General features: G+C 62.8%; 14 protein-coding genes and 1 pseudogene. 8 read left to right on the forward strand and 7 right to left on the reverse strand.

The window, feature by feature from the left end; genetic code table 11:
- Positions 1-8: 8 nt before the first annotated feature.
- Together putP and FYJ85_RS05375 are read right to left on the reverse strand one after the other, a co-directional pair.
- Complete coding sequence (gene putP / locus FYJ85_RS05370; RefSeq protein ID WP_206212984.1) at positions 9-1,526, reverse strand: sodium/proline symporter PutP; 1,518 nt, start codon at positions 1,524-1,526, stop codon at positions 9-11.
- A 106-nt stretch (positions 1,527-1,632) separates the two neighbouring features.
- Positions 1,633-2,715, reverse strand: a complete 1,083-nt coding sequence (locus tag FYJ85_RS05375) for a GntR family transcriptional regulator (protein WP_106054595.1) — start codon at positions 2,713-2,715, stop codon at positions 1,633-1,635.
- Between the two features lie 134 nt (positions 2,716-2,849).
- On the opposite strand from FYJ85_RS05375, the gene FYJ85_RS05380 reads away from it, so the two are divergent.
- The 5 genes and pseudogenes from FYJ85_RS05380 to FYJ85_RS05400 all read left to right on the forward strand — a co-directional run bounded on the left by FYJ85_RS05380 (position 2,850) and on the right by FYJ85_RS05400 (position 9,674).
- Positions 2,850-4,151, forward strand: coding sequence for a GH39 family glycosyl hydrolase (locus FYJ85_RS05380; RefSeq protein ID WP_154417211.1), 1,302 nt, complete (start codon positions 2,850-2,852; stop codon positions 4,149-4,151).
- Positions 4,152-4,165: 14 nt separating this feature from the next.
- A complete protein-coding gene (locus FYJ85_RS05385) occupies positions 4,166-6,112 on the forward strand; it encodes a hypothetical protein (protein WP_154417212.1) in 1,947 nt (648 codons plus the stop codon).
- Positions 6,113-6,143: 31 nt separating this feature from the next.
- Complete coding sequence (locus FYJ85_RS05390) at positions 6,144-7,448, forward strand: glycoside hydrolase family 28 protein (protein WP_154417213.1); 1,305 nt, start codon at positions 6,144-6,146, stop codon at positions 7,446-7,448.
- Between the two features lie 190 nt (positions 7,449-7,638).
- Positions 7,639-8,142 (forward strand): annotated as a pseudogene (locus FYJ85_RS24370) (GH39 family glycosyl hydrolase); the annotation flags it as partial.
- A gap of 635 nt (positions 8,143-8,777) precedes the next feature.
- The gene (locus FYJ85_RS05400; protein WP_154417215.1) at positions 8,778-9,674 is read left to right on the forward strand and encodes an EamA family transporter; all 897 of its coding nucleotides are present in this window, start codon (positions 8,778-8,780) and stop codon (positions 9,672-9,674) included.
- Between the two features lie 493 nt (positions 9,675-10,167).
- Here the strand turns inward: FYJ85_RS05400 and FYJ85_RS05405 are convergent, their stop codons facing one another.
- From FYJ85_RS05405 to FYJ85_RS05415, 3 genes are read right to left on the reverse strand one after another with little or no spacing between them, the layout of a single operon-like run.
- The gene (locus FYJ85_RS05405; RefSeq protein WP_154417216.1) at positions 10,168-11,436 is read right to left on the reverse strand and encodes a UDP-N-acetylmuramate--L-alanine ligase; all 1,269 of its coding nucleotides are present in this window, start codon (positions 11,434-11,436) and stop codon (positions 10,168-10,170) included.
- Positions 11,429-13,465 carry an ABC transporter ATP-binding protein gene (locus tag FYJ85_RS05410; RefSeq protein ID WP_106054589.1) on the reverse strand — a complete coding sequence of 679 codons (2,037 nt, stop codon included), beginning with the start codon at positions 13,463-13,465 and terminating at the stop codon, positions 11,429-11,431. Before FYJ85_RS05410 ends, FYJ85_RS05405 begins: the two co-directional genes overlap by 8 nt.
- 9 nt (positions 13,466-13,474) lie before the next feature.
- Complete coding sequence (locus tag FYJ85_RS05415; RefSeq protein ID WP_154417217.1) at positions 13,475-14,596, reverse strand: DegT/DnrJ/EryC1/StrS family aminotransferase; 1,122 nt, start codon at positions 14,594-14,596, stop codon at positions 13,475-13,477.
- A 181-nt stretch (positions 14,597-14,777) separates the two neighbouring features.
- On the opposite strand from FYJ85_RS05415, the gene FYJ85_RS05420 reads away from it, so the two are divergent.
- The 3 genes from FYJ85_RS05420 (at position 14,778) to FYJ85_RS05430 (ending at position 17,344) form a co-directional block, all read left to right on the forward strand.
- Positions 14,778-15,977 (forward strand): class I SAM-dependent RNA methyltransferase, encoded by a 1,200-nt coding sequence (locus FYJ85_RS05420; protein WP_154417218.1) that lies wholly within the window; start codon positions 14,778-14,780, stop codon positions 15,975-15,977.
- Positions 15,978-16,664: a RadC family protein gene (gene radC, locus FYJ85_RS05425; RefSeq protein ID WP_106054586.1), complete on the forward strand. Its 687-nt coding sequence runs from the start codon at positions 15,978-15,980 to the stop codon at positions 16,662-16,664.
- Positions 16,665-16,753: 89 nt separating this feature from the next.
- Entirely contained in the window at positions 16,754-17,344 is a 591-nt protein-coding gene (locus FYJ85_RS05430; RefSeq protein WP_154417219.1) for a flavodoxin family protein, read from the forward strand.
- Positions 17,345-17,393: 49 nt separating this feature from the next.
- On the opposite strand, the gene bioA is transcribed toward FYJ85_RS05430, so the two are convergent.
- A complete protein-coding gene (gene bioA, locus FYJ85_RS05435; RefSeq protein WP_154417220.1) occupies positions 17,394-18,665 on the reverse strand; it encodes an adenosylmethionine--8-amino-7-oxononanoate transaminase in 1,272 nt (423 codons plus the stop codon).
- Positions 18,662-19,348: a dethiobiotin synthase gene (gene bioD, locus FYJ85_RS05440; protein ID WP_154417221.1), complete on the reverse strand. Its 687-nt coding sequence runs from the start codon at positions 19,346-19,348 to the stop codon at positions 18,662-18,664. Before bioD ends, bioA begins: the two co-directional genes overlap by 4 nt.
- Position 19,349: the final 1 nt, after the last annotated feature.

Consider the following 19,349-nt stretch of genomic DNA (forward strand, 5'->3'; position numbering starts at 1 on the left):
GATGACCTTTATTCCGTCCGGAACGCCTTGATTTCGGCGACCATGGTTTCGAACTCCCTTTCCGTCTCCGGATTCTTCAGCCCGGCGAAACGGTCCACGATAAGGATCGTCAGGATGTTCGCGATGAACCCCGGCACGATCTCGTACATCATCGCGTTCCAGTGGAACGCCTTCCAGACCAGCAGCACGACGAGTCCGGCCACCATGCCGCTGAAGACCGGCAGCCAGGTCATCCGCTTCGAGTAGAGCGCAAAGAGAACCGCCGGACCGAAAATCGCGCCGAAGCCGCCCCAGGCGAAAGTCACGAGATCGAAGATCGAGCTGTCGCGGTCGAAGGCCAGCGCGCAGGCGACCACGGTGATGACGATCACCGAAAAGCGGCTGACCCAGAGTTCCTCCCTCTCACCGCATTGCGGCCGCAGCAGGTGTTTGTAAACGTCGTCGGTCAGGCTCGAAGAGGAGACCAGCAGCTGCGAGTCGATCGTCGACATGATCGCCGCGAGGATCGCCGCCAGCAGGATTCCGCCCGGCAGCGGATGGAACAGCCGCCCGATCATATAGATGAAGACATTTTCGGAATTGACCTTGTCAAGTCCCGGAAACATCGGGGCCGCCAGCGCGCCGATCCAGACCGCCCCGGCCAGCGAAATCACGACCCACACCATCGCGATGGCGGTCGCGCGCGGAAACAGCCGGACCGATCTGATCCCCATGAAACGCACGAGGATGTGCGGCTGCCCGAAATAGCCGAGCCCCCACGCCGCGAGCGACACGACCGCCAGCAGCGCGGCCGGAGTCGTCTGCTCCGGCGGCAGCAGTGAAAACGAGATGTCCCGCGCCGCAAACGCCTGCTCGATACTGCCGGCCGGGAGCGTCGTGTACGCGTAAATCGGCAGAACCACAATCGCGAGGAACATCAGGATTCCCTGGAACAGGTCGGTCCAGCAGACCGCAAGAAAGCCGCCGAGCAGCGTATAGAAGATCATGACTCCCGCCCCGATCAGCACGGCGGCGACATAGTCGATGCCGAACATCGTTTCGAAGAGCTTCCCGGCGCTGACCAGGCCGGCCGCGGCGTAGACCGTGAAGAAGAAGAGCGTGAAAACCGCCCCGGCGATGCGGATCAGGTTCTTCGGCGCCCGGAAACGGCGGTCCAGGAAGCTGTTGAGCGTCAGCGAATCCATCATGCCGGTGTAGACCCGCAGCCGCGGCGCGACGATGAGCCAGTTCAGCAGCGTCCCGCCCAGCAGGCCGACCGCGATCCACATCTGGTTGATGCCGAAAAAGTAGACCGCTCCGGGCAGCCCCATCAGCAGCCAGCCGGACATGTCGCTGGCCTGCGCCGAAAGTGCCGTGACCCAGCTGCCGAGCCCGCGGCCGCCGAGCAGGTAATCCTCGAGATTGTTGTTCGCGCGCCAGCAGAAATAGAGACCGGTACCGATCATGAGCAGCAGATAAAGTCCGAACGTGAGATAGGTCTGCCAGGTCATCTGGTAGGGCGTCATCGCAAAAATCGGCGTATACAAAACAACATCTCCTGTAATAGACTCGACGGTGAAACAGCAGTAAGGCGATAATGTACCATCGCAAGCCGGGTTTGTCAATGCACCGCGGAACGGAAACCGGGAAAGATCACGCCTCCGGCGCACCGTCGTTCCGGGAGATGCGGATCGAAAGCTCCCCCTGCCGCGGCGCGCGCCCCTCGAAACCGTCGATCAGCTTGCCGACCAGCAGCCGGACCAGCTCCGCGATGCTCTGTTCGACGAGCATGCAGTCGAACGGAAAGATCACCGGGTTTTCGACCGTGCGGTGCACCACGAGCTTCAGGTCGCCCGGCACGCGCAGCCCGCGGGCGTAAAGTCCCATGGTGACCCCCGCGACAAGATCGTCCGAAAAGAGCATGACCGCTTCGGGGCGCTGCGGAGACGACAGGGTCCTGCCGATGCCGACATAGCCGAAGTGGTCGATGTCGAGAATATCGGCGCCGTAGTCGTCGCGCCCGAAGATCCAGCCGGGCCGGATCTCGATGCCGGAAGCCTCCGCCGCCGTCCGGAGCCGCCGGTAAAACGGCGCGAGGTAGGACTCCCCGCCGCCGGGGTGGATGATGCCGGCCGTGCGGCACCCCTGCCGCTTCACCCCCTCGACCATCGCATCGGCCAGCCGTTCCGTGAAAAAGGAGACGCCGCCGGGAATGCCGAGCGCGGTGATCGCCGTGAACGGGACCGGCAGCCGCGCGAACCGGTCGAGCTCCCCGCCGGTCATGCTGCGGACCACAACGCCCTGAATGCGGCGCGACGCGGCCAGCCGCGAAAGGAGCTTCCATCCCTCCCCGGAGGCGGTGTCGTAGATCACCTGGCACTCCGGAATCCCCTGCGCCGCGAGCTCGCGCTCAAGCAGCTCCGCAAGCGGCCGCGTGAACCGTTCGCCGCGGCGCGTATAAAGTTCGGGCAGAAAAAACGCCACCCGGTGCATCCGGGTGCGGCCGATCACGATCGACCCGACCTTCGGGCGGCGGACGATCAGCCCCTCCCGCGCCAGCTGGGCGATCGCATAATGCACATTCGCCTCGGCCGTCCCGACTTCGGCGGCGAGCTTCCGCGCCGGCGGCAGCACCGCCCCCTCCGACAGCCGCCCGGAACGGATCGCCTCGCGGTAGAACTCCAGCACCTGCGAGCGGATGCTCGCACCCGGAACAATTGTCAACCTGTCATCCATAATCCCTTATTATAATCCCGGAAGTCGCGGATTACAAGAAAAAGCGACAAATAATCACTATAATCATCAATCAACTGTTGACATTTGCGGCAAGTTCGGGTATAATATACGGAAATCCAATCCGGGAGATTACGATGGAACATCAGATGAAGCTCACGATCGATTACACGCGGAAAGCCGGTACGGTGCGCCGGCTGAACGGAGTCAACCTCGCCCCGCCGCCGATTGCGGAGAAAGCCTCGCGCGATCTGTCGGCGGACTTCGCCGCGCTGCGCGCGCCGTATGCGCGGCTGCACGACGCGTCGCTCGAAAACGGCAACATGCGTCTCGTGGACGTGCCGTTCCTCTTCGGCAACTGCGACGCGGACGCCGCCGACAAGGCGAACTACTATTTCCGGCAGACCGACGACTACCTGGCGACCTGCCGCCGCTGCGGAAGCGATATCATCTACCGGCTCGGCGTCAGCATCGAACACGGAATCGGGCGCTATTACGCATTCCCGCCGGAGGATTTCGAAAAGTGGAGCGACATCTGCGTCAACATCGTGCGCCACTACAACGAAGGGTGGAACGACGGATTCGCCTGGAACATCCGCTACTGGGAAATCTGGAACGAGCCCGACCTCGCCGGCAACATGTGGAATGCGCCGCTCGAACGCTACTTCGAACTCTACGCCCTGACCGCGAAAAAGCTCAAGGCACGTTTCCCCGGCGTCAGGGTCGGCGGCCCGGCCTATGCCTGCAGCGACCCCGGACGGATCAACGCCTTTCTCGACGCCTGCCGCGCCGCCGACGCGCCGCTCGACTTCTTCAGCTGGCACTGCTACACGGCCGACCCGGCCGAAATCGCCGCCCAGCCGGCCCGGGTGCGCGCCCTGCTCGACGCGAAGGGCTTCACCGGCACCGAGCTGCACCTGAACGAATGGCATTACTTCAACGCCGACTGGAAAAAACTCCGCAGCGACGCCCGCTACTGCCGGGAGGTTCATACCGGAGCGGACGGCATCAACGGCATCGATGCGGCGGCCTTCGCCGTCTCCGTCCTCACCCGCTGGCAGGATACGCCGCTCGACCTCGGCAACTATTATACGGCCACCGTGATGCAGGGCTGGGGGCTCTTCGACAACTACGGAATCCCGTTCAAAACCTACCATGCGCTGAAGGCGTTCGGCGAACTGGCCGGCGGCGCCCGGTTCCGCGCGGCCTCGCCGTCGCCGGAGGTCACGGTGCTGGCCGGCGACGGCGCCGTGCTCGTCTCGCGTTTCAAAAGCACGAAGCCGGTCTCCGTCGTCTTCGAGGGGGGCATGCCGGAACGGATGCAGGTGCATCTGCTCGACCGGGAGCACGACCTCGAACCGGTCGCCGCCGAACCCGCCGGAAACGTCCTCGCGCTCCCGGGCGAAGGCTCCGCCGTCTGGCTCATCGCCACAGCCTGAAAGGAAGCCGTATCATGAGCGGGAAATCTCCTCTTGAGCTCCTGAATATCGTGCCGATGCTGCCGGAACACCGCGAAGAGCTCGCCGCCGACACGCTCGACCTCCTCCGGCGCGGCTGCATCAACCGGACCGCGTTCATCCTGACGCTCGTGCCGGAGGGGAATCCGCCGGCGGATAAAGCGAAGGTCCTCGGCGAACGCTTCGAACAGTTCCGCGCCGCACTCGGCAAAACCGACATGCCGGTCGGAATCCTGATCCAGGCGACCATCGGCCACGGATGGGTGCCGAACACGCCTTCGGAATTCCAGCGCATCGTTCTTCCCGACGGAGAGCGGCCGTATATGTTCTGCCCGCTCGACGAAGCGTTCCGCGCCTGCATCGGGGACGCGGTCCGCCGCCTCGCGGCGCTGCGGCCGGATTTCCTGATGGTCGATGACGACTTCCGGCTGCTGACCGGCCGGGACGGCTGCTTCTGCCCGCTGCACCTCGCGCGCTTCAACCGCGAACAGGGCACGGCTTACGACCGGGAGACGCTGGCCGCCGCTCTCGGGAAGGATGCGGCGCTCGCGGCGAAATACGATGCGCTGCTCAAACAGTCGCTCATCGAACTCGCCGGAGTCATCCGCCGCGCCGTCGACGAGACCGACCCGGAGATGCCGTGCAGCTTCTGCGCCTGCAGCCGGGATATGCGCCACGCGCCGGCGATCGCCCGGATACTCGCCGCGCCCGGCGAACCGCTGACGATCCGGATCAACAACGCCCGTTACCTGAACGAATCGCTGCGCACGGTGCCGGAGTGGCTCATGTTCACCGCCCGCCAGATCGCGGCCTGCCCGCCCGGAAGCCGGCTGCTGGCCGAACCGGACACCTTTCCGCACAACCGTTATTCGACCAGCGCGGCCATGATGCACCTGCAGCTGACCTGCTCGATCCTCGAGGGGTGCCGCGGCGGAAAATTCTGGCTGAGCCGGAGCGGCTGCTGGGAGCCGGAAAGCGGCCGGCTCTACCGCGACACCCTCGCCCGGAACGTCCGTTTCTATCAGGCGCTGGCCGAACTGCCGGTCGAATGGACCGGCGCAGCGACCGTCCTGCCGGAAACGCCGCCGTTGAACTTCCCGCTCGCGTCCCGGAGCGACTCGAACCGGACGTGGAGCACGCAAGTCCTCGGCAAAATGGGCATCCCGTTCCACTTCACGACCTCTCCCGGCGGCATCGTCACGCTGGCCGGCAGCGACTGCGACGCATTGAGCGATGCGCAGCTGAACGAGCTCTTCTCCCGGCACAACTGCCTGCTGGACGGCCCGGCCGCCGTCGCCGCCTGCGAACGCGGCTTCGGCCCCGCCATCGGCGTCGCGGCCGAGGCGTGGAACGGCAAGCCGGTCACGTTCGAGCTGACGCGGGACGGGAACCGGATCCCCGCCGCGGCGACCAACGACCGGGAAGCCCGTTTTGCGAAACTGACCCCGCTGCCGGGAACCGAGGAGCTCTCGAAATTCTACCATACCTCCTCCGGCGTCAGTCCGGAGAAGGAGTATATGATGCCGGGCGCGACCTTTCGCCGAATCCCCGGCGGCGGCCGCATCGCCGTGATCGCCTCGCCGGTCACGCAGTACGGCTTCGCCGCATTCAGCATGCTGAACCAGAGCCGCAAGGCGCAGCTGCTGGAGATTTTCGAGCGGTTCGGCGGCCTGCCGTGGCATTTTCCCGGCGACGACGAAATCCTGCTCAAAACCGGCAAGGCGGAAGGATACGAGATCGCACTCCTGATCGATCTTTCGCTCGACGACGTGCCGGAAGTGCAGCTGGCCGGCCCCGCGGAAAAAGCCGCCTCGGTCGAAACGCTGCTGCCGGACGGAAAGTGGGAACCGGCGCAGTTCGTCCGCGACGGCGGAGAACTGCGCATTTCCCGTGCGCTGCGGCCGCTGCGGCCGCTGGTGCTGCGGATCAAACTGAATCAATAAAGGACAAGTTCCACCAATCAAGCGAGGATCTATGATGTATAACGATGTGAAGGAATTCGGAGCTGTCGGAGATGGTGTAACAAAGGATACACAGGCGATTCAGGCTGCCCTCGATGCCGGCGGGCTGGTATTCTTTCCGCCAGGAACCTATCTCTCAGGAACTCTCCACCTGAGAAGCGGGGGCGGACTTCTGCTTTCTCCCGGCGCAACCCTGCTTGCCAGCCCCGATCCCGAGGATTATAACAAAGATGATTTCTGTCCGCAAAATCGTGTATTCCAAACGGAGATCGTGAGCGGCAGACACCTGATAGCAGCCGTGGAAGTAAAAGATATCGCCATCTGCGGCGGAGGGCGCATCTGTGGTAACGACTCGGCATGGTTGACCGAACCGGATCATACGCTCGGCGTGACTCCTCCGTTTCTGAAGCGCCGACCGGACCGGCCGGGGCAGATGCTTTTCTTCTGCGAGTGCAGCAATATTACGATTCATGATGTGGAGTTGACCGGGGCTACCTATTGGCACTGTTTCCTGCACGGTTGCGAAAATGTCGGCATTCACGGGATCCGGATCCATTCCAACCCCAGGGTTATAAACAACGACGGAATTGATATCGACTGCTGCCGTCAGGTAACGATCAGCGACTGCATCATCGAAACGGGCGATGACTGCATCACCCTGCGCGGAAACAGCGAACCGCTCAAAACAATGCACGCATGTGAATACGTGACTGTTTCGAATTGTATCCTCAGCAGTTATTTTGCGAATGCAATCCGGGTGGGAGTCGGAGGCGGAGAGATCCGGCACTGCTGCTTCAACGGCATTTCGATCTTCCGGACACGAACAGCAATCTGCCTGGTCTCCCGCTATTCTTCGGTAAGCCGCGGGGTGGATATCTCCGATATCGATTTCTGCAATATGCAGCTTCACGCAAAACGCCCGTTCAACATCAAGCTTGACAATGCCGAGGACGAACCGTCACCATGTCGGCGAACCATTCGGGACATCCGTTTCTCAAATGTGTCGGGAACTGCACAGTTGACCGGCTTTATCAGCGGAACGACAGAAGGAAAAATCGAACGTCTGCGTTTTCAGAACATTTCCCTTATCTATGGCGGTTGTGGCACACGGCCGGACCGCGATGAAAACGGTCACTGGGGATGTAGATCCACCTGCAACGCCATCGAGCTCACTCATACATCCGATATCGTATTCTCAGATGTCTCGATCAATTATGACGAAACCGCATCCGGCTGGAAACACGATATTTCCGCCCGCAACTGCAACGTCCTCACCTTCAACCGTTGTCATTTTTCCAACGAAACGGATGAACAATAACAGGAAACCTGCCATGATACACGCATACGCCGATTTTTCCAGGGAAGCCGGCACCATCCGCAAAGTAAACGGAGCGAACCTCGCGCCGCCGGTCTCGAACTTCACCGCCCACGGCAACCTCAACGACGCCTACCGGGCAATGAAGCTGCCCTATGCGCGGCTGCACGATTCGCCGCTCGACAATCCGGGCATGCGCCTCGTCGACATTCAGCAGATCTTCTGCAACGCCGGGGCCGACGCGGACGATCCTTCCAGCTACTATTTCCGGCAGACCGACGACTACATCGCGAACTGCCGCCGCTGCGGAACCGACATCATCTACCGGCTCGGCACCAGCATCGAACACTCGAACGAACGCTATTACAGCTATCCGCCCGACGATTACGAAAAGTGGGCCGACATCTGCATCCACATCATCCGCCACTACAACGAGGGGTGGAACAACGGCTTCAACTGGAACATCCGTTACTGGGAGATCTGGAACGAGCCCGATCTGCACGACAATATGTGGAACGCCGACCTCGAGGAGTTCATCCGGTTCTACGGCATCGTCGCCGCGCGGATCAAGCGGCGTTTCCCGAAGCTCATGATCGGCGGCCCCGCCTTCTGCGGGCTCAACGAACACCAGCTGCGGCTCCTGGCCGCCGAGTGCCGCAGAACCGGCGCGCCGCTCGACTTCTTCAGCTGGCACAGCTATACGGCCGATATCGGCTGGATGCTTGAACAGCCCCGCATCGCGCGGCGCGTGCTCGACGAATGCGGCTTTCCGGGAACCGAACTGCACCTGAACGAATGGCATTATTTCAATGCGGACTGGCGCCAATACCGGAACGACCGGCTCTACTGCCGCGAAGCCAATCGCGCGATGGACGGCCTGCACGGCATCGACTCCGCCGCGTTCCTGACCTCGGTGATGACCGGCTGGCAGGACGGTCCGATCACAATGGGCTGCTATTACACCGCCGGCCTCTGCTGGGGCGTCTTCGACAAATACGCGGTTCCGTACAAGACCTACTACGCGCTGAAGGCGTTCGGAGACCTGACCGATTTCCCGCAGCGCCGCCGGACCGGTTCGGACCGGGAGAACGTCCGGCTGCTGGCCGGATGCGATCCGGGCGGAAACGCGGCGCTCCTGGTCAGTTCCTTCAAAAATGCGGAACCGATCGAACTCGGCATCTCCGGCGCCGACCTCTCCGCAATGCGGCTTCTGCGCCTCGATTGCGAACTTGATCTCGAACCGGTTGAACCGGAGTTCCGGGACGGCAAGCTGATCCTGACGCCGACCGCAAGCTCGAACGTCTGGTTTCTCCCGGGGATTGCAGCCGGAAAATGATCCTCGGAATCATTCTGCTGGCCATCACCGGCGCCTGCTGGGTCATCATCGGCGCGGTGGCGGGACACGCCGCGCGCCGGAATCTTCCGGTCGGAACGGTGCAGGCGTGTTCGGCCGTGCTGTCGGTGCTGATCAGCAGCGCGGTGCTGTACTGCCGTCCCGATCCTGAATGCGCGTTTTCAATCCGATTCTGGACGATGGCGTCGATTTTCGGCTCGGGATTCTTCAACTACTTCGTCATCCAGCTGATGAGCCGGGCGATGAAAACCGGGCCGAACGGGATCGTCTGGGCGACGATTCAGTCCGCGCTGATCTTTCCGTTCCTGGTCGGCGTGCTCTGTTTCGGCGTGGCGCTGACCATACCGCGCCTCGGCGGACTGGCGGCGATCGTGACGGCGCTCGCGCTCTTCGGACTGGCCCGCGACAACCGCGTGCAGGGGAGCGGCTGGAAATGGGCTGCGGTCGGTTCGCTGCTGCTGGCCGGAATCAATCAGAATCTGTCGAATCTGCCGAGCTACTTTCCGGAAGCGGCGGCGGTCGGCAGCGTGAGCCGCTCCCTGGCGGCGTCGCTCGGGACGCTGACCGCGTTCCTGATCGCCGACTGGCGGACGCTGCCGGCCCGGACGGCAGCGCTGAAGAATCCGCTGATGTGGCGTTACATTGCATGCCTCTCCGGAAGCGGGCTGGTCACAGGGTATCTGCTGATGTACCGCGGGCTGAATCTGGTAGCTGAAGCGGGAGCGGGAGCGATCAGTTATCCGGTTCTGGTGTCGAGCTGCATCGTCTCATTCACGCTGTACAGCATCTTCGTTCTGAAGGAGAAACCGAAGCCTCTGCAGCTCGGCGGCCTCGGCCTCGCGCTTTGCGGCATCGTGCTGATCTCGCTGAAGTAACGCCGCCGAAGGCGCGTCGGCGGTACGCACGGCGTTGTCTGCGGACTGGCATACATTCCGGAATGCCGATCTCGCCCAGATAATATAGTTGAAGACGTCGCCCCCGGACCCCCGACCGGCAAGGTGCCGGGGCCGCCGGCGGCTACGCCGCCTTGACGGGAGTGCAGGCAGATCGGCCCACTTCACGCAACTGCGGCTGGGGATAGCTCATCACGTTAAACTGCGCCCGGTCAATATCATGCTTTGGGGAGGCGCGCCCCTTCCGGGGCGCGGTCTTTCTGCGCATCCGCGCAGCAGACCGTGCGGGCTCCCCGTCCGAATCTTCGATTCGGTTTGTGAGCCGGTCGGGCAGACCGCAGTTCGCCTCCGGCGGCCGGGGCGCGTCGCCCCCGGACCCCCGACCGGCAAGGTGCCGGAGCCGCCGGCGGCTCCGCCGCCTTTATGCGTGTACAGGCGGCCGCACAAAAAAGCGTCGGAACCGCAAAATGTTCCGTCACTCTCCGCCGGGCAGATATTCAAAGATGTGTTCGATGTCGCCGGCTCCGATCACGGCAAGCAGCAGCGGCCGCGTCCCCCGGTAATCGAGCGCCGCTTCCGCAATCGCTTTCCACTCCGCATCGAGATAGCGCGCTCCCGCTCCGGCGGCGGCAGCCAGCTCGGCACCTCCGACCGGACCCGATTCGCACCAGGCGGCGAACACCGGAACCACGATGGCCGAATCGGCCTTCGCCAGCTCCGCCGCGAGCTGCGGCAGATATTTCCGCAGCCGCGCATAACGGTGCGGCTGAAAAACCACCCGGAGATGATGCCCCGGATATCCGGCCCGTAGCGTCCCGATCGAACTGGCCAGCTCGGTCGGATGGTGTGCGTAATCCTCGATAACCGTCACCCTTTCCGACTGGAACCGGGTCGCCATGCGGCGTGCTACGCCGCCGAAACTCTCAAGCGCCTTCTCCGCCTCCGCCGCATCGACGCCGAGCAAAACCGCCGCCCGGATCGCCAGATGCGCATTCCAGGCCTGATAGCCGATCCACCGTCTGCCGAAGCTGCCGGGAAGCGGGTATTCAAGACGGAGCGCATCCGGGTGCGATGCAAACAATTCATCGGTATGGAGTCCGGCATAGTAGACCAGGTGTTTGCACTGCGACGCGAAGCGGCGGAAATTCGCAAACAGCTGCGCCTCGCCGCCGACGCTCCAACTGTGGTCGTCCTCGACGTTCGGCACAACGCCGAGATACGGATGCACGAGCGTGTGAGTCCCGTCCGACTCATCCACTTCCGTCACGAAAAGGTCGTCCCCCTCTCCGGCCGAAGCCGAAGGGGCGCCCTTCACCGCCGCCCCGATCAGGAACCCCGGCCTGCGCCCGGCATGGACGAGGATATGGGTCAGCATCGCGGAAATGCTGGTCTTGCCGTGGGAACCGGAGACGGCGACCGGCCGCCGGTATTGCGCCGCGAGCCGGGCCAGAAATTCGCCGCGGCGGATCTGTGGGATGCCGAGCTCCGCCGCGCGCATCCGTTCCGGATTCTCCGGGGTCACCGCCGAAGAGTAGACCAGAAGCCCCGCATCAGGCGGCAGGAAGCCGGCGGAATGTCCTTCCCGGACAGCCGCGCCGCGTGCCGCAAGCAGTGCGGTCTTCGCGTTCAACTCCCGGTCCGAACCGCTGACCGCCGCGCCGCGCGACAGCATGATTTCGGCCAGCGGCGCCATTCCGGCTCCGCCGATCCCGACGAAATGAATCTTCTGCGCCAGGTCACTCATCAAGCTGAAACTGCGTATTGTAAAGTTTGCAGTAAATTCCGTGTTTCGCCATCAGCTCGTCATGCGTCCCCGCCTCGGCGATTCGGCCGTTCTCGAGCACGATGATGCGGTTCGCGTTGCGGATCGTCGAAAGACGGTGCGCAATGGCGAAAACCGTACGGTTCGCCATCACCCGATTCAGCGCCTCCTGCACGAGCTTTTCAGTCACCGTATCGAGCGCGCTCGTCGCTTCGTCGAGAATCAGGATCGGCGGATTCTTGAGGATCGCCCGCGCGATCGCCACACGCTGCTTCTCGCCGCCGGAGAGCCGGAATCCCTTGTCGCCGACCTCGGTGTCGTAACCGTCGGAATGGCGCCCGTCCACAATGAAGTGATGCGCATTCGCAAGCTTTGACGCCTCGATGATCTCCTCGCGCGTCGCATCCGGGCAGCCGTAGGCGATATTGTTCGCGATCGTGTCGTTAAAGAGGATCGCATCCTGATTCACAACGCCGATGATCCGGCGCAGCGACGCGATTTCATAGTCGCGCACATCGACGCCGTCGATCTTCACCGCACCGCCGGTCACGTCGTAGAAGCGCGCGATGAGATTGGCAATCGTCGTTTTGCCGGAACCGGTCTCACCGACCACGGCGACCATTTCGCCCTTCGGAATCTCGAAGCTCACGCCGTCGATGATCTTGCGTTCATCGTAGGAGAATTCGGTGTCGACGAGCTCGATTTTATCCTTGAACTCATCAAGCCTGACGGCGTCGGGCTTCTCCGGCAGCGACGTGTCGGTATCGATCAGCTCGAAATAACGGTCCGCGGCGGCCATCGACCGCTGGATCGAGGTCACGACCTTCGACAGATCCTTGATCGGCCGGTACGCCATGAAAGCCGGCGCCAGCAGCGCCGCGATCTCGGTGAGCGAGATGCCCTGGCTGTACGAATAGACGAAGAAGACCAGCGTCGAAATCACCGCCACAACCTCCATTGCGGGCGAGAGCAGCAGCTGCAGCCGCAGCGCCCGGACCACCTGCTTGAAGTAACGGCGGTTTTCGTTGTGAAACCGCGCACTTTCCGCCTTTTCGGTGTTGTACGCCTTGACCACCCGGATTCCGGTGAAAACCTCGTGCATGCGCGAAAACACCTCCGCGATGCGGGCGAAACTTTTCTTGTAAACCCGCCGGATCTTGCGGCCGAGGAAGTGGATCGGCAGGAAAATCGCGGGCACGCCGACGAGCAGAATCACGACCAGCGAATAGCTGTCGTACTCCCGGCACGCCATGAGGATGGCGACCAGGCAGGCGAAAATCTGGATCGGCGCGCTCGTGAGGTCCGCAACGGAGTTCGACACGGCGTTTTCGATTGCGGACGTGTCATTCGTCGAGCGGCTGATCAGATGGCCGATGTCGATCTTGCCGTAATACTGCAGCGACTGGTTCACGAGCTTGTCGAACACCTTGTCGCGCAGGTCCGAAACGACTTTCGCGCCGACCCAGCGCGTATAATAGTTGCTGATGAAGGTCGCGAGGTTCTTCACGGTCCAGGCAAGCACGAAAACGAGCACGTAGACGGCAAAAATCTGCCACGCGAGGCGACCGCCGGGCCCGATCGCCTCGAACCGGAACGAAACCGGCCAGCTGACGACGATTTCACGGCCCTCCACCGAAAACGGCAATCCGTATTTCTCCGCCGCCCGGCGCGCTTCGTTCAGGATTTTAGTCAGCTGCGGGTCGTTGTCGACCGGGTGCAGGAGCTCCTGCACGGCTTTCTCCTTCTCCGCGCGAGTCAGCTCCGGCTTCTCCAGAACCTGGACGACGTTCCGGGCTTCGGCTTCGAAAGCCGCAGTGTCTCCCCCGGCGCCCGGCTCGACCGCGCCGACCAGACGCGGGATCATCAGCAGACTCACAAGCAGCGAGCCGCCGACGAGAATGCCCGATACGATTCCGACCGTGAGCCGGAACCAGTAAGGCCGGGCATAGCGCAGCAGCCGGAAATAGCTCTGCGCCTTGAATTCGCCCTCGTTGCCGCTTTTGCGTCCCATGCCGCGCCCTTATTTCAGGAAAGCCGCAATCGCGTCGACGACGCTCCTGCGCTGTTCCGCCGTCGACTCCGGGTAGATCGGCAGCGCCATGATTCTGCCGCTCGCCGCTTCGCTGACCGGATAGTCGCCCGGCTTGCCGCCGAGATCCGCAAAGCATTTCTGCAGATGCAGCGACAGCGGATAGTAGATCGCGCAGCCGATGCCGATTTCACGCAGATGGGCGACCAGCGCGTCGCGCCTGCCGCCGGCGACTTCGATGCAGTACTGGTTGTAGATGTGGCGGACCGGATAAGCCGCCTTCTTCGGCAGCGAGACCTTTCCGTCGAGCCCGGCCGCGGCGAACAGTTCGTCGTATTCGGCCGCATTGTGCTGGCGCGCTTCGCTCCAGCCGTCGAGATACGGCAGCTTGACCGACAAAATGCCGGCCTGCAGCGCGTCGAGACGGAAATTCCCGCCGACATACTCGTGCATGTAGGTGCCGCTCTGGCCGTGGTTGCGGAAAATCTTCAGCAGCTTCGCCTTTTCGGGGTCGTTGCAGGTGACCATGCCGCCGTCGCCGAAACAGCCGAGGTTCTTGCTCGGAAAAAACGAGAAGCAGCCGTAATCGCCGATCGAACCGACCCGGCGCCCCTTGTACTCGGAACCGATCGCCTGACAGGCGTCTTCGATCACGACCAGATTGTGCTTTTTCGCAATCTCCATGATCGGGTCCATATCGGCCGGCTGGCCGAAGAGGTGCACCGGGATGATCGCCTTCGTGCGCGGCGTGACCTTTTCCGCGACCTTCACCGGATCGATGTTGTAGGTCACCGGGTCGATATCCGCAAATACCGGAGTCGCCCCGACGCGGACGACCGCGCCGGCCGTCGCAAAAAAGGTGAAAGGCGGAATGATGACCTCATCGCCGGGGCCGATGCCTTCGACCATCAGCGCGATGATGAGCGCATCGGAACCGCTGGTGACGCCGACCGCGAAATTGCTGGCGCAATACGCAGCGACCTCTTTTTCGAGCTTCTCGACCTTCGGGCCGAGAATGAAATACTGAGAATCGGAAATCTCCGAAATCTCCTTGAGAATTTCCTCCTTGATCGACGCGTACTGCGCCTTCAGGTCAAGCAACGGAACCGCCATATTGTTCTCTCCTTATACTCTCTCACCGAATGGGGCATGAGTCCCCCGGCCGGAACAGCCGCAAAAGACTTCTTCTAATATAACCCTCCATCTGCAATCTTTCACCTTTTTTTTACTTTTTTTTCGCAATTTACTTTGGCCGCGAGTATATTATACCGCAAAAAACGGAAATGAGACAACTATGCGGACCGGAACTGAATTCCAGTGTGAGATCGAAACATGCGCCCTCGGCGGCGACGGCATCGCCCGCGTCGACGGAGAAGTCGTCTTTCTTCCCGGCACGCTGCCGGGAGAGAAGCTGATCGGGCGGATCACCGCCGAGAAGAAAAATTTTTCGCGGGCGGAAATCGTCCGCTTCGGCGCGACGAGCCCGCACCGGGTCGAACCCGGCTGTCCGTACTTCGGCCGCTGTCCCGGCTGCCGGTATCTGCACGCCGACTATGCGTATGAAACCGCCCTCAAGCAGCGGCAGCTGCTCGACCATATGAAAGCGGCGGGCTTCGAATGCGCTCCCGAAGCGGTCGCGGAGCCGTTCGCGCCGAAGCCGGAGCTCGGCTACCGCAACAAGATCGTTCTGCACACCCACAAAGTCAAGGGAGAAACCTTTTTCGGCTATGTCATGGCCGACAACACGACCGTCACCGATATCGCGAACTGCCCGCTGGCGAATCCGGCCATCAACGCGGAGCTTGCCGGACTGCGCGGCGACAAGGGGTTCCTCCACTCGCTGCACGAGGGGATGGACGTGACCTTCCGCCATACGGAGCACGACGGCGTCAAATTCTGGCGCAACGCTCCGGCGAAGAACCTGACATGGCTGCGCGAAGAGACTCCGGCCGGAACGCTGTCGGTGCCGTGCGGCAGCTTTTTTCAGGTCAACCCGGCCGGGGGCGCGCATCTGGTGAAGCGCTTCATGGAGACGGTGAAACGTCTGGAGCCGTCCCGGGTGATCGACCTCTACGCCGGAGCCGGGCTCTTCGGCTGCGCGGCGGCCGCATGCGGCGTAAGCGATATCCTCGCCGTCGAATCCGACGCCGCCGCCGCCGAAGCGGCCAGGTTCAACCTCGCCCGCCGCACCGCCAATGCCAGGGTCGCGGCCGGAGACGCCGGAGACGCACTGAAGGAGCTCGGGCGGGAGGATGCCGCGCACACGCTGCTCATCGTCGACCCTCCCCGCAACGGGCTCGCCTTCGCCGCGATGCAGGCGCTGACCCGCAGCACGCTCGGGCAGCTGGTCTATGTCTCCTGCAACCCGGCGACCTGGACGCGGGACGCGATCCGGCTCGGCAAGGGCGGCTTCCGCCTCCGCCGCCTCGAACTGGTCAATATGTTCCCGAGAACCGAACACTTCGAACTCTTCAGCGAATGGGTACGCGACTGAATGGCCGGTCCGCAGAAAAATCATGCCGACGGACACCGTCAGCGGCTGCGCGAACGTTTTCTGCGCGCCGGCCTTGACGGCCTCCTGGATTACGAGGCGATCGAACTTCTGCTGACCTATGCGGTTCCGCGCCGCGACATGAAGCCGCTCGCCAAGGAACTGCTCGAAGCTTACGGCTCCATCGAGAAGCTGCTCGACGCCACTCCGGCCGACCTGCTCGACCGCCACGGCGTCGGCGCTTCGGGCGCGACACTGATCCTGCTGCTCCGCCAGCTCTGTGCGAAGTATCTCGAGCAGAAGGCGCGCAACGTCGACCTGATCGATTCGATCGAGAAGGCGGAAAACTTCGCCCGCATGAAAATCGGCGGCGGCCGAAAAGAGACCTTCATGGTGATGTACCTGAACAGCCGGAACCAGCTCATCGAACATCAGCAGTTCTCCGGAACCGTCGACCGGGCTGCGGTTTATCCGCGCGAAATTGCGGAATTCTGCCTGCGCGTCGGCGCAACCGCAGTCATTCTCATCCACAATCACCCGAGCGGACTATGCATGCCGTCCGACAACGACCTGCTGACCACCAACCGGGTTCTGGAGGCGCTCAAGACGGTCCATGTCCGCCTTGTCGATCACCTGATCGTGACTCCGGGCGCCTGCATGAGCTTCCGCGCCCGGAATCTGCTGAAGTAACCATCGATCATCTTCCTTCCGGGATTTGCATAATCCCGCATCCGGTGGTATAGTGAACCATCAACTCTTAAGGAAGAAGGAGGTTGCGTATGTCAAACATCAAAATCGCGATCGTGTACTTTTCGAAGTACGGACACACCAGACTGCAGGCGGAGGCCGTCCGTGACGGGGCCGCGTCGTTCAAGGGGAGCGACGTCCTCCTGCTCGACGCCGCCGAAGCCGTCAGACGCATCGACGAGCTCGACGCATATGACGCCATCGTCTTCGGCAGCGCCACCTACATGGGCAACATGGCCGCCGGGATGAAAAGCTTTCTCGAGGCGACCGTGACGAAGTGGGGGTCCGGCAAGTGGAAAAATAAAATCGCCGGCGGATTCACGAACTCCAGCAACTTCTCGGGCGACAAGCTCAACACCCTGCAGGGGATGATGATCGCCGCCATGCAGCTCGGCATGATCTGGGTCGGCGTCGGCGACATCGTCGGCAGCAATGAGCCGGGCGCCGAATCGACGGTGGACGGTCCCGGTCCGGACAGCCTGAACCGCAACAGCGCCTCCATCGGCCCCATGGCCAGCAGCTTCGGCGTCAGAACGCCCGACGCGCCGCCGGCAGGCGACCTGAAAACCGCCTGGAATTACGGCTGCCGCATCGCCGAAATCACCGCGCGCTTCAACCCGTAACAGTGCATGGCGGAAGTTCCGGAGACGGGCGGGCCGCACCTCCGGAACTCTACTCCAACATGCGCCCCATGGCCCCGGTTACGGCGGCGACCTCCTCCGGCGGCGTGACGAACGGCGGCATTGCATAGACCCACGGCCCGAACGGCCGCAGCCAGACGCCCGTCTCCCGCACAAGCTGCTGCACCCGCACCGGCGACGGCGGCGTCCGGAGCTCCAGCACCCCGATCGCTCCCAGGACGCGCACATCCGTCACATTCGGGTGTTCGCGGTACGGTTCGAGTTCGCGTTTCAGCTGTGTTTCGATCGCGGCCACCTTCGCGCGCCAGTCGTATTTCTCAAAAAGACGCAGCGAGGCGACTCCCGCCGCGCAGGCGATCGGGTTCGCCATGAACGTCGGCCCATGCATGAATTTCCCGGGCGACGTTGCGGAGATGGCTTCCGCCACATGCGTCGACGCGACCGCCGCGGCAAGCGTGATCGCTCCGCCGGTCAGCCCCTTGCCGACACACATGATGTCCGGCACGATTCCGGCATATTCGCCCGCGAAATAACGCCCGATCCGGCCGAAACCGGTCGCGATTTCATCGAGAATCAGCAGGATGCCGCGTTCGCTGCACGCTTCGCGCAACCGCTTCATGTACATCGGATGATAAAAACGCATCGCGTTTCCGCCCTGAAAAACCGGTTCGATGAAAACCCCCGCGATCTCGTCCGCATGACGGTCGAGCAGCTCCGCCATCGGCGCAAATTCCGATTCGTCCCACGCATCGTCGAAACCGAGACGCGGCTGCGGCAGAAACACATTCCGCTGAAGATAGCCGTGAAAGACCTGATGCATGCCGTCCGGGTCGCAGAGCGCCATCGCGCCTGCCGTATCGCCGTGATAGCCGCCGCGCAGCGCGGCGAGCCGGCAGCGCCCCGGCTTCCCGGCGGCGAACTGGTACTGAACTGCCATCTTCGCCGCACACTCGACCGCAACGGAGCCGGAATCCGCGTAGAACACCTTATCCACTCCGGCCGGCGTATGTTTCACCAGCTCCGCCGCAAGCTCGATTGCGGGCTCGTGCGTGAACCCGGCAAACATGACCTGCGCGAACTTTCCGGCCTGTTCGCGGATCGCCGCGACGATATCGGGGTGGTTGTGCCCGTGCGCCATGCACCACCAGCTTGAAATTCCGTCGATGAGCTCGAGCCCGTCGTCGAGACGGATGTGCGTCCCCTTTGCCGCGACGGCGAGATTCACGGGCGGCGGCGCGGAGATCGACGCATACGGGTGCCAGAGGTGCTTGCGGTCGAAGGCGAGCAGTTCTTCCCGGTTCATTGCGCAGTCTCCCCGAAGATCGCCGAGAAGTCGACGTCCGGCAGCGGCTCTCCGACCTTCGGCAGCTCGACCAGGACTTCCGGCATACGGTGCCGCTTCAGGTATTTGCGGATCATGCGCGGCGAATCCGCATCGATGGTCGGGTCAGCGGCCGGATAACGGTTGTAAACGGTTCCCGCGACGACCATCCCGCGGCTCGCGGCCGCTTCGATCGACAGGATCGTATGGTTCAAACTGCCGAGCCGTCCGGAAGTCACGAGGATCAGCGGACAGCCGAGTTCCGCCGCGAAATCGACGGTCAGCAGCTCCTCGGTCAGCGGAACAGCGAGGCCGCCCGCCCCTTCAAGCAGGACCACGTCGTAACGCTTCGACACCTCCGTCACCGCACGGCGGATCGCGTCAAGGTCGAGTTCGCGCTTTTCGAGCAGCGCCGCCAGATGCGGCGAAGCCGGAAAGCGGAAGATCTGCGGCGCAGTCAGCCCGGCTTTGTCCTCCGGAAACGGAGGCACTCCCATCATGGCCCGATGCTTGTCGAGATCCTCGGAGAATCCGTCGTTGCCGGTCTGGACAAGCTTCATGGTGATGACCCGCACGCCGCGCCGGTGGAGGTCGCGCGCCATCATGCCGACCGCGACGCTTTTGCCGATGTCGGTATCGATTCCGGAGATGAAATAGACGCTCATG

The sequence above is a fragment of the Victivallis lenta genome, assembly GCF_009695545.1.
Lineage (GTDB): Bacteria > Verrucomicrobiota > Lentisphaeria > Victivallales > Victivallaceae > Victivallis > Victivallis lenta.

Bases quoted from the DNA above. Each gene is read 5' to 3' on its own strand.
- FYJ85_RS05430 (WP_154417219.1), top strand. From the start codon at position 16,754: ATGTCAAACATCAAAATCGCGATCGTGTACTTTTCGAAGTACGGACAC.
- FYJ85_RS05415 (WP_154417217.1), bottom strand. From the start codon at position 14,596: ATGGCGGTTCCGTTGCTTGACCTGAAGGCGCAGTACGCGTCGATCAAG.
- FYJ85_RS05405 (WP_154417216.1), bottom strand. From the start codon at position 11,436: ATGAGTGACCTGGCGCAGAAGATTCATTTCGTCGGGATCGGCGGAGCC.
- FYJ85_RS05420 (WP_154417218.1), top strand. From the start codon at position 14,778: ATGCGGACCGGAACTGAATTCCAGTGTGAGATCGAAACATGCGCCCTC.
- FYJ85_RS05375 (WP_106054595.1), bottom strand. From the start codon at position 2,715: ATGGATGACAGGTTGACAATTGTTCCGGGTGCGAGCATCCGCTCGCAG.
- bioD (WP_154417221.1), bottom strand. From the start codon at position 19,348: ATGAGCGTCTATTTCATCTCCGGAATCGATACCGACATCGGCAAAAGC.
- FYJ85_RS05380 (WP_154417211.1), top strand. From the start codon at position 2,850: ATGGAACATCAGATGAAGCTCACGATCGATTACACGCGGAAAGCCGGT.
- FYJ85_RS05385 (WP_154417212.1), top strand. From the start codon at position 4,166: ATGAGCGGGAAATCTCCTCTTGAGCTCCTGAATATCGTGCCGATGCTG.
- FYJ85_RS05410 (WP_106054589.1), bottom strand. From the start codon at position 13,465: ATGGGACGCAAAAGCGGCAACGAGGGCGAATTCAAGGCGCAGAGCTAT.
- radC (WP_106054586.1), top strand. From the start codon at position 15,978: ATGGCCGGTCCGCAGAAAAATCATGCCGACGGACACCGTCAGCGGCTG.
- FYJ85_RS05390 (WP_154417213.1), top strand. From the start codon at position 6,144: ATGATGTATAACGATGTGAAGGAATTCGGAGCTGTCGGAGATGGTGTA.
- FYJ85_RS05400 (WP_154417215.1), top strand. From the start codon at position 8,778: ATGATCCTCGGAATCATTCTGCTGGCCATCACCGGCGCCTGCTGGGTC.
- bioA (WP_154417220.1), bottom strand. From the start codon at position 18,665: ATGAACCGGGAAGAACTGCTCGCCTTCGACCGCAAGCACCTCTGGCAC.